Below are 13,476 nucleotides of genomic sequence, written 5' to 3' on the forward strand. Positions count from 1 at the left end.
GATGGGGAGATGGGGAGAAAAATAAATTCTAAATTCTCGTATTCAATCTAAAATCCAAAATCTAAAATCCAAAATTCGATTTAACTGGCTGGTGGTAATTTAACTGTTTGATCTTCTTGAATAACTTGACGACGGGGTTTCTTGCCAAAACCATATTTTACAGTATTGAGAATCCAATGTTGAAAATTATCAATGTAGGTGAACAATACTGGTACTACTACTAAAGTTAATAATGTAGAAGTGCTAAAACCACCAATAACTGCAACACCCATTGATTGACGGACTTCCGCACCAGCACCTAGTCCTAATGCTAAGGGAAAAGTACCAGCGATTGTGGAAAGGGAAGTCATCAAAATTGGACGTAAGCGAGATATACCAGCGTCAATTAGGGCTTGACGTTGTTTTTTACCTTGTTCTAAGCCCATGATTGTATAGTCTACTAAGAGAATTGAGTTTTTAGTGACAATTCCGACTAACAACACGATACCAATTAAGGCATACAACCCCAAAGCTTTTTGAGCAATCATTAATGCTAAAAGAGTCCCACCCAAACACAAGGGTAGCGCCACCATAATAGTGATTGGGTGGAGAAAATTATTGTATAGCAAAACTAAGATTGCGTAAATCATCATAATCGCTAAACCCAATGCAGTACCAAAGCGTCCGAAAATTTCTTCCATAATTTCCGCATCCCCAGCCGAACGTTGGGTTACTTCCGCTGGTAAATTTTTCATCGCTGGTAACTCGTTTACCGCTGTCAAGCCGTCTCCTAAAGAGATACCCTGTAGATTAGCTTCTACCGAAACTTGACGCATTCGGTCAAAACGATTGATAGTCGCAGCACCGCTACCAAAACGAATATCTGCAACTGCAAGTAATGGAACTAAACCACCATTTTGACTGGGAACCTGGAGATTCTTAATATTTGTAATATCTTCTCGTGCTTGGGGATCTATTTGTACTCGAATCGGAATTTGGCGATCGCTAAGATTATATTTTGCTAAGTTAGCATCATTATCGCCGATAGTAGCTAAAGAGGCGGTACGTGCAATTGATTGTACAGTGACTCCTAAATCTGCGGCACGTTGGGGATCGGGTACTACCAAAATTTCCGGTTTCACCAAACTAGCGCTAGAAGATGCTTCCACCAATCCCGGTACAGTTCGCATCTGTTTTTCTAAATCATCAGCAGCTTGTTTCAAAGCTTGGGGATTTTCACTTTGTAGAACTATAGTTAAATCCTTTCTACCACCAACTGTACCAGTACTTTGAAAACTAATTCTCGTTCCCGGAATTTGAGCAAACTGCGGACGTATTTGTTCTTCAAGCTCAGTTTGAGAAAGTTCTCGTTCTTCCTTGGGTTTTAATCTCACAGTAAGAGTTGCTGAGCCAACATTTTCTGTAGATAAAACACTTTCAACCCCAGGATTTTGTTGAATTAAATTTGTCGCTTGAGTTACTACCCGCTTGGTATCAGCCAAAGTTGAACCAGGAGCTAGTTCCACCGATATCGTAGAAATACCGATATCGGCAGCATCAACCAAACCTTTGGGAATTAAAGGCACCAACATTAAACTACCAATAAAGAAAGCCAAAGCCAGCAGTAAAGTTGTGATTCGATGCCGTAAAGCCCATCTGAGTACAGAAGCATAAGGTTGAAAACGACGACGAGAATGAGCAGTATAATTTTCAACCCCTAACTCTTGACCTTTAACCTTTGAACTTAACAAATGCGCTCCCATCATCGGTGTTACCATCCGTGCTACTGATGTGGAAAATACGGTAGCAGCGGTAACTGTCATTGCAAAAGGTTGGAAAAACTGACCGGGAATTCCTCCCATGAAGGCTACAGGTAAAAATACGGCTACGATTGTCGCCGATGTTGCAATTACGGCTAAACCCATCTCTGCTGAAGAGTCAAAAGCTGCTTGTTTAGGTTCTTTACCCATTCCCAAATGCCGTTCCATGTTTTCAATTTCCACCACGGCATCATCTACTAAGTTACCTACTGCTAATCCCAAACCTAACAGTGTCATATTGTTAAGAGTGTAACCCAAAGCAAACATCACACCGAAAGTAGGAATAATTGATAAAGGTAAAGTGACCGCTGTAATTAAAGTTGCTCGCCAATCGCGTAAAAATAGTAGAATTACCACCACAGCTAAGACAGATGCAATTAATAATTCGGTCATCGTACTTTCGTAAGAATTGCGAACAAAAGTAGCTCTGGTAAAAATTAATTCCATTTTTACGTCCGTGGGAAGAATTTCTGCTAACTTTTCAACCTCTTTTTTGATACCTTCTTCCACCGTTACCGTGACGCTACCAGTACTACGCAATACCTCTAAAGCAACCACTGGCTCGTTATTTAACCGTGCGGATTGACGCACTTCACCAAAACTATCATCAACATTTCCTAAAGTGGATAAAGGAACAGAACCACCATTAGGAAGGATAATTTCATAATTTGTCAAAACATCTACACTTTCAGCACTACCCAAAGTACGGATAGTTTGTTCGCTTCCGCCAATTTCTGCACGACCACCAGGTAAATTGATATTAAAAGCTCGTAATTGGTCATTTACTTGAGTCGCAGTGATACCCAAAGACTGCAAACGCTCCGGGTCAAGATTAACGCGAATTTCCCGGTCAACTCCACCTACACGGCGGATTTCAGCTACACCCCTCACTGATAACAAAGCCCGACTAATCGTTTGGTCAACCAGATTACTCAACTCTTCCACAGAACGTTTATCCGAACTGACCACATAGGTCATAATTGAACTGCCGGAAAACTCCAAACGCTGGACAATTGGGTCATTAATATCTTGAGGAAGACTCTGACGAATTTGCGCGATCGCATTACGAACATCATTAGTAGCGCGATCGCTATCGGTTCCTAGCTCAAAGTTAATTGTGGTAGTAGAAACACCATCGGTAACAACCGAACGCAATTCATCAATGTTACCCAAGCCAGCAACCGCATCTTCAATTTTTTTAGTTACCTGAGATTCCAATTCAGTAGGTCCAGCACCAGGTTGAGTTACCGTGACTTGAACCGCAGGAATATCAATATTCGGGTTAGTATCAATACCCAAAGCATTGAAGCAAAACCAACCAACCACAGTTAAAACTAAAAATAAAACTATTGTCGGAATTGGTTTATTTATAGACCAAGCAGAAACGTTAAAATTCATAAAAATTAGTTGATAGTTGATAGTTGACAGTTGACAGTTGATGGTTGATTTCCCCCCATCTCCCCATCTCCCCATCTCCCTATTCCCCCATCTCCGACGCAACTCGAACTTTATCCCCATCCTTCAAATACCCCGCACCGTCAACTACAACATTTACTCCCGGTTGTAAACCGCTTTTAATTTCAATTTTTCCACCTTTGATAATTTCTCCTGTCTCGACTTTTTGACTACTAACAATATTGTCTTGACCTAAAACAAATACAATTGCGCTGCCGTCGGTTTGAGGAAGTACTGCTTTTTGTGGTACTGCTATACCTGCATTTGTGTCGGTAACAATTGCTGCACGAGCGAACATACCTGGTTTAAGTAAATCTGTTGCTGGTAAGTCAATTTTGACCATTGCTTCACGACGTTGTTGATTAACTATTGGCTCTATTGCTCTAACTTGTCCTTGCAATTGAACGCGATTATCTGCATCCGTTGTAATTTGCGCTGATGCACCAACTTTTATTTGGGATAGTTGAACTGTGGGAACTTCTGCTTGTAACTCCAAGTTTCCATTACGAATAATTGAAAATAGCTTTTGACTTCCACCAACTACCGTTCCTACTTGGGTTTGGGGTGGTACACCAGTTATATCTCCGACTCTGGCAAGTTTTTCTGCAACTGTTCCGGAAACGGGAGCGCGGACTATAGTTTGTCCTAACTGAGTTTTGAACTGTTGCATTCTGGCTGTAGCGCTCTTGACTCCTGCTTTAGCGCTGTTAACTCTGGCCATGGCACTGCTTACTTCAGCTTGAGCGCTACCGATACTTGCTTGAGCGCTAGTAACTCCGGCGATGGCGCTGCGAATGTTTGCTTCGGCAATACGTACTGCTTCTCTGGCTGTTGCCAGGTTAGTTTCAGCAGTTTCAAATAATTGTTTACTAATTGCTCCTTGATTGGAAAGTTGTTGATTGCGCTGATAATTTCTTTCGGCTTCTCTCAATCTGGCTTGTGCTTGGGCTAAATCCGCTTGTCTCTGCTGGACAGTTGCTTGATTTGATACTACATTTGCTCTACTTGATTCTAAAGCTGCTTGCTGGGAAGCTAAATCCGCTTGTCTGGAAGCAACCTCAGCTTCTTGGGATTCGATTTCTGCTTTTGCTTGACGAATTTGGTCTTGTAACAGGGAATCATCTAAAATAGCCATTACTTGACCTTGATTAACAGAATCTCCCTGTTTGACGGAAATTTGTTTAATTTGTAAACCGTTAGCTTGGGGTAAAACTGGAGTCAATTCATTAGCTCCAACAGTACCAGTAACGCTGAGATTGCGAGCAACTGTAGTTGATTCTACCGTCGCGATTGTCACAGTCATTGCGGAAGCAACTGGTTGAGTAGATTGATTTGCTACCGTTGGCTCACTTTCGGGACGATTGCTCAACAACCGCATTCCTCCAAAAGTTATTCCAACACCCAAAGCCATACCCAACAGCATAATTGTCCACCAAGAACGCTGTTTATCAGTTTCGGGATACTCCTTGAAAGTCGCTTCTTCCATTGCTGGTTCTTGTTGCGCTGGAATCTCGGAAAAATTTTGATCTCCTGCTGTCATTGCTGCATCTCCTACCCACCCGCGATAACACGGCTTTGCTTAAGAAAAGTTGAAAATTATTACTATATATTAACTATCACTCATTTTGCTGTGTAATGGCTGTAATATCAGGCTGAATTTACCCATGACAAAAGTCATGTATTCTCACTTTCAAAGGATTCTTTAGAGATTTATACTTATTCATCAAAGGGACTAGGGAGAAGGCACTCAACATCAAAAATTTTTTTCATCGCCATGAATGCAAGGGTTTTTCTCCCTACTCACTACTCCCTACTCCCTACTCCCTACTCACTACTCCCTACTCCCTTACAAGTCAGTAGGTCTATATTTATTGTTTACTTTCAGATAAAAAGCTTTGTCGGACTTGATTATTCATAGGCTATGCATCACACCTTTTGGAGTGTTCAGATCACCGCCACAAGTTATCTGGATGTGGAAAAATATCAATAAGTTGATATCGTTTCTACAGATAAAAAACATTTCTTCATTTATTCGATGCGTATATTCAGTTGAATTTGGGTAAGCTTTATTTATAAGTAGCTGTGCAAAATTTGTGCAAAAATAATAATTTAATTAATATGGTATCAGAGTAGGGTTAGAGTAAATAGTGAGATAACTGAGTAGCAAATATATAATTAATCAAATAATTAATCCAATAATTAATCTAATTAATCAAAGCTTAACTACTTATTAATCATCATGAATCCTTAACTTTTGCAACAAACTTTAATCAAGATAAATTATTAAATTATTAACTTATTAGATTATTAACTGATTAACAGGGTAAAAATATGTTTAGCGCCACTGAAGTTTTAATAGATGCTTTCGTAAATCGAGTTAGAGAAGGATATCGTCGTAGTTACGGAAGTTTAAAAACTGATTATCAAGATATCATTGCTTGGGTAGGAAGCATGGCTTTAGAAAATATTGCCAACAGCGATGCTCTATATCATAACGTCGAACATTCAATCTTAGTCACATTAGTAGGACAAGAAGTTTTACGCGGCAAACATATACGAGAAGGTGGTGTTTCTAGCGAAGATTGGCTGCATTGTATTATTTCTTTGTTATGTCATGATATTGGTTATGTAAAAGGAGTTTGTCGCCAAGACAAAGAAGAAGCAAGTCTGTATGCTACGGGTAAAGATGAAGCAATGATTTCTTTACCGTTAGGCGCTTCAGATGCGAGTTTAACAGCATATCATGTTGATAGAGCAAAATTATTTATTGATGAACGTTTCGGTGGTCATAAATTAATCGATTCCGAAGTCATAAAATGCAATATTGAATTAACTCGTTTCCCCGTACCAGCAGCAGAAGACCATCAAGAAACTAATACTTATGCAGGCTTAGTCAGGGCTGCCGATTTAATTGGACAATTAAGCGACCCCCGTTACTTAAAGAAAATTACTTCTTTATTTTACGAGTTTGAAGAAACTGGGATGAATAAAATTCTCGGTTATGAAAACCCTGCGGATTTACGCAATAATTATCCAAAATTTTATTGGAATGGTGTTTATCCTTATATTAAAGATGGACTGCGTTACTTATCTTTAACTCAGCAGGGAAAACAGATAATTGCTAACTTATACTCAAACGTATTTGTTGTCGAACATGAACGACCACAAGAAGAACAAATACATTTAGAAAATTTAGAAATTAGAGAAGTCGGAATCAAAGAATTATCCGAGCGAAGACCAGAAGTAGTAAAAGCAAGGTCGAGATTTAGTTGATAAATCCGAGAATGGGGAATGATTGGTTCCTAGTACTCCACCACATTAATTTTGCAGGCTTGTAGAGACGCAAGGGTATCGCGTCTCTACATTGGTTTGTAGTGGCGATTTATCGCTCAAAACAAGGGCAGGCATCTACAAAGATTTAAAGACTAAGTAAGTTGGTAGAAATAAACAGAACTATGTTACAGAATGTAAATTAGCCTTAAACTCTTACTCCGACTGCCGCTCATCTCGAAGAGATGGTTCTGTGCCTACTGCCTACTGCCTTGTCCCAATTACAATTTTTAACGCCAACCTACTTACTAGAACCTTGTAATGAGACCAATATTTCAGGTAGATTTTTCTACAATTATCCCGGTAGGATAATTAATGGCAGTACACAAAATCTATTTGTAAATCTTTTGATGTCTCTGACTCTCAATTCCGAATATAAAAGCTTTGGTGGAAAACTGGGTTTTTACACACATCCATCAACTACCTGTAACGGTGAAATGCGCTTTGCAATTTATCAGCCAACCCAAGCTGTATCCCAAAGCTTACCAGTTCTTTACTTTCTCTCCGGTTTAACCTGTACTGAAGAAAACTTTATGGTCAAAGCCGGAGCGGAACAATATGCAGCTGAACATGGTTTAATTTTAGTAGCACCAGATACAAGCCCCCGTAACACCGGAATCAAAGGTGAAGATGACGACTCCGACTTTGGTACGGGTGCAGGTTTTTATGTTGATGCTACCCAAACACCTTGGTCATCTCGCTACAAAATGTATAGTTATGTAGTCAAAGAACTACCAGAATTAATTGCCGCGAATTTTCCAGTACAGCAAGATAAACAAAGTATATTTGGTCATTCAATGGGGGGACATGGTGCTTTAGTTTGTGCTATACGAAACCCTCAAAAGTATAAATCGGTTTCAGCTTTTGCACCCATAGCTGCACCGATGCAATGTGCTTGGGGAAAAAAATCTTTTAGCGGTTATTTGGGTGAAAATAAACAAAGTTGGCGCGAATATGATGCAACTGAATTAGTCAAGCAATTTGGTTTTCACAGTGAAATTTTAATCGATCAAGGTACGGAAGATAAATTTCTGCAACAGCAGCAACTGCTTCCAGATGTGTTTGAACAAGCTTGCAAACAAATAAATCAACCTTTAAATCTACGTTATCAACAAGGTTATGATCACAGTTATTATTTCATTTCTACATTTATAGAAGACCATATCCGTCATCATGCAAAAGCTTTACAGTTAACAGTTGACAGTTGACAGTTAATACTTAACAGCAAAATGAAGTATTTATTTATCCTACTCCCTATTCCCTATTACCTATTACCTATTACCTATTTCCTATATTATGATTTGGCAAGCTGATTTTTATCGTCGTCCACAACAAGATACATCCGGACAGGTATTTTGGCATTTATTGATTATTGATTCAACTCTTAACTTTAAATATGAAGCGAGTTGTCTTCAGTCACAAGCTAATTCTGCTTGGGTAGCTTCGCAAATTCGGCAAGCAGCAGATAAATTACCAGATATTATTCAGGTGTTTCGTCCCCAATCTTTGAGTTTAATTGAACAAGCGGCAAATATTTTGGGTATTAAAATTGAAGCAACTCGTCGTACTGCTGCTTTGAAAAAATGGTTGGAAGAAAAGCAGCAATTCACAGCTTTGGATAAGCCACCTCCTGCACCTTTATCAGAAAATTTGTGGGGTGATCAATGGAGATTTGCTACTTTACAAGCTGGTAATATTACAGAGTTTTTTTCAGAACGTCCAATTCCTATTTTAGAAACACCCGATTTTTTATTGCCGATAAATCTGGGTTTAGCTTCTACTGTTCCGGTTCCGGGTATGGTAATTTACGGTGGACGCAAATCTATGGGTTTGGCAAGGTGGTTGCAGTCCAATCGTCCTGTAGCTTTAAATTACATTGCTGGTGCGCCGGATGGGTTGGTTTTGGAAGCAGGTTTAGTAGATAGATGGATTGTTGCGACTTTTGAAGATGAGGAAGTTACAGCAGCCGCAAAGCTTTACCAACAACGCAAGCAGCAAACTCAAGGACTACATTTTTTGTTAGTACAGCCAGATGATTCTGGTATGACTTATACAGGTTTTTGGTTGTTACAAGAAGTATAGAGAGCTTATAGTTTTGATTTAGTCTTGATGATTTTGATTCACTAATGCCAAAATAATATTTATACACTAAGCACCAAGAAAATTTGTCAACTACTTAGCGATATATTTATTTTTAAAGTAACTTATTTACTTATTAGAGAAGTTTAAAGCAGTGCCATTGGGGTAAGCTACAAAAGAAACTACCAGCAAAAAAGTTAATCAAAAATAAACCGCATCCTGATATTATTAACTCTAATTAAATAAATGAACTTGAGAAATTTAAAGGAGCAATTTGATTTACCTTTCCAATTTTGGATTGTTACCCTAGTTGCCTTCATCAATTCGGTTAGCTTCACGATAGTTATTCCGTTACTGTATCCTTATGCGAAACAGTTTGGACTAAATGATTTTCAAGCGAGTTTACTAACTACAGCTTATGCTTTACCTCAATTTATCGCTACACCTATTTTAGGAAGACTTTCAGACCGTTTGGGAAGAAAACCTTTATTGGTGGTAAGTTTGCTGGGAACAGTTTTAGCTAGTGCGATCGCCGCAGTAACTCCTGTCGCTTGGATATTATATGTTGCGCGTATGGTTGATGGTTTGACTGGTGGAAATACTTCTATTGCCATGGCTGTAGTCAGCGATATTACCAGTGTAGAGCAACGTGCTAAGGCATTTGGTATTTTTGGGGCGGTGTTCCGTTTGGGTTTTGTTGCAGGGCCTGCATTAAGCTTTGTAGCGCAGCAGTTACCGACATTTGCGGGTGTTTCTTCCTTGGGAATGAGTTTCCTTGTCGGTGCGGTTATTGCTTTATTTGCGACGGTTTTAACTATTTTTTTCTTACCGGAAACCTTACCGACTTCACAAATGCAACAGTTTCATTTGAGTTGGAGTGATTTCGGGTTTCTCAAAATTTTAAAGTCCGCAGTTCATCCGAAACTGGGTAAACTGTTTATTCTGACTTTTTTAAGCGGTTCCACTTTTACAATTTTTACTTTTGCATTTCAGCCGTTTATGTTAGAAGTCCTCAATCAAGATGCAAAAACATTAGCAATTGTATTTGCTATTGTGGGGATAGTCGGATTCATTTCTCAAGTATTTGCAGTCGATCCACTCAGAAAAAAATTCAATTTAATTGATATTCTATTTTTGTCATTATTAGCCCGTGGAGTAACTTTTTTATTAATTCCAACTTTCCCTTACCTCACCGCATTTTTGATTATTATTACAATTTTTGGTTTTGTTAATTCCTTCCCGATGCCGTTGATCGATTCAATTTTATCTTTGAATAGTACACAACGGGAACAAGGTGAAGTTTTAGGAATTAATGCATCTTATTTAAGTATTTCTAATGCAATTGGACCACCAATTTCCGGTTTATTAGTCAGTTTTGGTTACAAATTCCCCTTCTGGATTACAGGTGTGCTGACAATTTTTACAGGTTATTTTGCTTTCACACTCAAATCTAACTTTAAATCTGAAAGGAAAAATTAAACTAAGATGAGTTCTACTTAGAAGTCGGGTTTTTAGGTTAAATCTCTGTGAGAAAAGACAATGATCATAAAAACCCGACTTTTTAGACCACGGAGTTTGTTAACAGTTATTTTCTCACCTGTTTTAACATCGCAATCAATGTATGATGAGCATCTTCGGCATTTTCTAAAGTATGGTCAAATGGAATGCGGACAGGTACAGCTTCCCCGTTTACCTCTGCTTGTAGATTCATCCCTTCAGCATCAATAGAAAGCATCTGTGCTGCTGCGACATCTTCTAAATCTCCATAAGCTTTAGCATAAAGTGCAACCGCTTCTGCATGGTCTTCATTCATGTGCTTGCAAATGCGATCGCTAATTTGAGCAGAAAATTCCTCTGACATTCTCGAAGCTCCCAAAATAAAATTTATCTTACTTTATCTTTTTGAATTTTAAAGCTTAATTGAGTTATCCCCCAATACGGTTCAAAAAATCAGGTAAAAATATTTAGAGATAAAGTAATTATACTGATGCCCTGATGCCGAAGTTTAGCAAAAAATCGGCTCTTGACATTGAATTAATCAGCTTTGTAACATTCCTACCTTTATCTAGAGAATTACTTTAATTAAACTTGTGACTGGGAAATTTTTGACATTTTCTTTCTGATTGATAGTAGTTTCTACAGAATCAGATATATAAAACAAATTTATTTAAGTTCATACCCATGAGTGCAACTAGCCACCGTCGTATAGTTATTGGGGATGTACATGGTCACTATCAAGGCTTGATGCAATTGTTAGATAGTATTGCCCCAACAGCAGAAGACCAAGTTTATTTTCTCGGTGATTTGATAGATAGAGGTCCCCAGAGTTCCCAAGTAGTGGATTTTGTCAAAGATAATTCCTACCCCTGCTTGTTGGGAAATCACGAGCATATGCTGGTGAAAATTCTTACAGATAAAAATGCCTCCACCACAAGGGTACAAGGATGGCTTTACGGTGGGGGACAAGCAACCCTGGCAAGTTATGAAAGCGGTAAAATATCTCAAGAACACCTTGAATGGTTCCAGAATCTACCTTTATATCTCGATTTAGGAGATATTTTCTTAGTTCATGCAGGAATTGACCCTTCAAAAACCATAGAAGAACAAAGCGCAGAAGAATTTTGTTGGATTAGAGATAAATTTCACAGCATTCAAAAGCCTTATTTTTTAGATAAAGTGATTATCGTCGGTCACACTATCACTTTTACCTTTCCTGGAATTGCACCGGGTAAAATTGCCCGAGGTGCGGGTTGGCTCGATTTAGATACAGGTGCTTATCATCCCCGTAGCGGTTGGTTGAGTGCATTCGATATTACAAATCGTTTGATACATCAAGTCAACATTTTTAAAAAGAGCCTCCGTACCTTGTCTTTAGAAGAAGCATCGGCAAAAGTCAATTTGTCTTCACCTAAAGTTGATCGCGATCGCAATCATAAATTATGGGTTTAAAGGTTAAAGGTCAAAGGTTAGAGGTTATAGATTGGTAATAAACAGCTGTCAACTAACTCCTAACTCCTAACTCCTAACTCCTAACTCCTAATCCCTAACTCCTACAACAATGGTCGAATATTTTGTCGGTATGCAGTTGCATTTAAGCCATCGTTTCCTTTATTCGATTGAGCATTAACCCAATTCTGAAGATATTGTACTCGATTACCCGGTGAAGGATGGGTACTTAAAAACGTTGGAACAGAACCTCTGCCTTTACTTTCCAACTTCCTCATAAAGGAAACCATCGCTTGAGGTGCATAACCCGCATCTGTGAGCAGTCTTAATCCAATTTGATCTGCTTCTTTCTCCGCTCCACGACTGTTGGGACGACGATAACCTAGTTCTACACCAAGCTGAACTAATTTGCTGTTTTCCACACCTGCTGCTGTAGCTAAACCTCTGGCGATCGCAGTTTTCTTCATCTGCTCTATTACGTGTTCACCTTCAATATGACCTATTTCATGGGCAATTACACTTGCTAATTCTGCTTCATTATCGGCAGCTTTAATTAGACCAGTATTGATATAGACATATCCACCAGTAGTAGCAAAAGCATTTATACTGTCATCTCTGACAACTTGAAAGGTATAAGGAATATTCTTACGAGTATTCTGCGCTTCTAAGCGTTTACCAATTCTTGTGATGTAATTATTGATTTGAGAATTGCTGTTAAGTCTGACATCGCTTCTGAGCAATTGCTGATTTATTTGTCTACCAAGCTGAACTTCTTGGCGTTCTGATATATTAGAAAGTTGAATTATTTGGGCACCTTGGAAGATTATGTCCCATATAGAAACACCCCGCGCTATTGTAGGTGTAACTAAGCACAAGGTTATAGCTGTAAGCAAGGAAATTAACGGATAAAAGAATCGTTTTTGTAAAAAACGAAAGTTTAAATAAAAGTTTTTATTTTCCATGATCAAATTCAAGGAGGTTTGTAGAAGAACACAAATTATAAGACGAATAATAGCTTTATTAAGTTGCACATCTTACTTGTCTTGTAGTAGCACAATCGGTTATCTAGTCTGCTTGACTTAAGGGTAGCTTTGCTGTTAAACATGGCAACAAATCGTAAATTATTTGATAAAAGCGATGGAGAGTCTTCTTGGTTTAAACTGCTTGATATCTCCAGAGCAAATACCTGGTTCTTCTACCATTAGTACTAAAGTTTGCGAATATCAATCCTCTATTCTCTGTAAATAGGAAAAATTAATTATGGCTATATTAGATTCTAAAGGTCGGTTATTTGGCAAGTTCAATATTTTAGATATCGGTGCTTTACTCGTAATTTTACTAGTGATAGCGGGTATATTTTTGTTTCCAGGTACCACTGGTTCAGTAGCTCAAGTAGGTACCACAACAAAACCTGTGGAAGTTGATTTGATTGTTATGGGATTAAAAGTACGCGATATCGAGAGATTATCCAGCAAAGGATTTAAAGAAGGCGGTGAAACAAACGTTATCATCCGCAATCAACCCTACGGTAAAATTCCCATTAAATCCATTGAAGTATTGCCCAAACAAATCCTCGTTACACAACCCGATGGTAGCGTTAAATTAATTCCGGAACCTAGGGAAAATATTTTTAGTACAGATATGCTTTTAACTTTAGCAGGTAAAGCAACAATCACTGACGGCGGACCTGTTTTAGGTAATAGTAAAGTAAAAATTGGGATGCCATTTGAATTGGAAGGGTTTAATTACAACTTCAATGCGAGTGTAATCGATGTCAGAATTGAAGATCAAAAATAAATTTAAGTGATGGAAGTTAAGGATAGTCAATAAGATGTGTTAAGCAGTTAAGCTAAGCTAAAAAGCGTTT

10 protein-coding genes are annotated in these 13,476 nt (G+C 38.5%); 6 read left to right on the top strand and 4 right to left on the bottom strand.

Annotated features, from left to right (window positions below; all coding sequences use genetic code 11):
* Positions 1–80: 80 nt before the first annotated feature.
* Together IQ247_RS18650 and IQ247_RS18655 are read right to left on the bottom strand one after the other, a co-directional pair.
* Entirely contained in the window at positions 81–3,197 is a 3,117-nt protein-coding gene (locus IQ247_RS18650) for an efflux RND transporter permease subunit (protein WP_193922593.1), read from the bottom strand.
* A gap of 79 nt (positions 3,198–3,276) precedes the next feature.
* Entirely contained in the window at positions 3,277–4,794 is a 1,518-nt protein-coding gene (locus IQ247_RS18655) for an efflux RND transporter periplasmic adaptor subunit (RefSeq protein WP_193922594.1), read from the bottom strand.
* Between the two features lie 791 nt (positions 4,795–5,585).
* Here IQ247_RS18655 and IQ247_RS18660 point away from each other — a divergent pair.
* The 4 genes from IQ247_RS18660 to IQ247_RS18675 all read left to right on the top strand — a co-directional run bounded on the left by IQ247_RS18660 (position 5,586) and on the right by IQ247_RS18675 (position 10,142).
* Positions 5,586–6,527, top strand: coding sequence for an Npun_R2479 family HD domain-containing metalloprotein (locus IQ247_RS18660; RefSeq protein ID WP_193922595.1), 942 nt, complete (start codon positions 5,586–5,588; stop codon positions 6,525–6,527).
* 407 nt (positions 6,528–6,934) lie between these two features.
* Positions 6,935–7,792 carry an S-formylglutathione hydrolase gene (gene fghA / locus IQ247_RS18665; protein WP_193922596.1) on the top strand — a complete coding sequence of 286 codons (858 nt, stop codon included), beginning with the start codon at positions 6,935–6,937 and terminating at the stop codon, positions 7,790–7,792.
* Positions 7,793–7,877: 85 nt separating this feature from the next.
* Complete coding sequence (locus tag IQ247_RS18670) at positions 7,878–8,666, top strand: Tab2/Atab2 family RNA-binding protein (RefSeq protein ID WP_322745528.1); 789 nt, start codon at positions 7,878–7,880, stop codon at positions 8,664–8,666.
* Between the two features lie 243 nt (positions 8,667–8,909).
* Positions 8,910–10,142 (top strand): MFS transporter, encoded by a 1,233-nt coding sequence (locus IQ247_RS18675; RefSeq protein ID WP_193922598.1) that lies wholly within the window; start codon positions 8,910–8,912, stop codon positions 10,140–10,142.
* Between the two features lie 106 nt (positions 10,143–10,248).
* On the opposite strand, the gene IQ247_RS18680 is transcribed toward IQ247_RS18675, so the two are convergent.
* A complete protein-coding gene (locus tag IQ247_RS18680) occupies positions 10,249–10,524 on the bottom strand; it encodes a DUF2470 domain-containing protein (RefSeq protein ID WP_193922599.1) in 276 nt (91 codons plus the stop codon).
* Between the two features lie 320 nt (positions 10,525–10,844).
* On the opposite strand from IQ247_RS18680, the gene IQ247_RS18685 reads away from it, so the two are divergent.
* Positions 10,845–11,612: a metallophosphoesterase family protein gene (locus tag IQ247_RS18685; protein ID WP_193922600.1), complete on the top strand. Its 768-nt coding sequence runs from the start codon at positions 10,845–10,847 to the stop codon at positions 11,610–11,612.
* Positions 11,613–11,713: 101 nt separating this feature from the next.
* On the opposite strand, the gene IQ247_RS18690 is transcribed toward IQ247_RS18685, so the two are convergent.
* Positions 11,714–12,571: a M48 family metallopeptidase gene (locus IQ247_RS18690; RefSeq protein WP_193922601.1), complete on the bottom strand. Its 858-nt coding sequence runs from the start codon at positions 12,569–12,571 to the stop codon at positions 11,714–11,716.
* Positions 12,572–12,869: 298 nt separating this feature from the next.
* Here IQ247_RS18690 and IQ247_RS18695 point away from each other — a divergent pair, with 298 nt between their 5' ends.
* Positions 12,870–13,406 carry a DUF4330 domain-containing protein gene (locus IQ247_RS18695; protein WP_193922602.1) on the top strand — a complete coding sequence of 179 codons (537 nt, stop codon included), beginning with the start codon at positions 12,870–12,872 and terminating at the stop codon, positions 13,404–13,406.
* Positions 13,407–13,476 lie beyond the last annotated feature (70 nt).

It is taken from the genome of Plectonema cf. radiosum LEGE 06105 (assembly GCF_015207665.1).
In the GTDB taxonomy this organism is placed as follows: domain Bacteria; phylum Cyanobacteriota; class Cyanobacteriia; order Cyanobacteriales; family Nostocaceae; genus Rivularia; species Rivularia radiosa_A.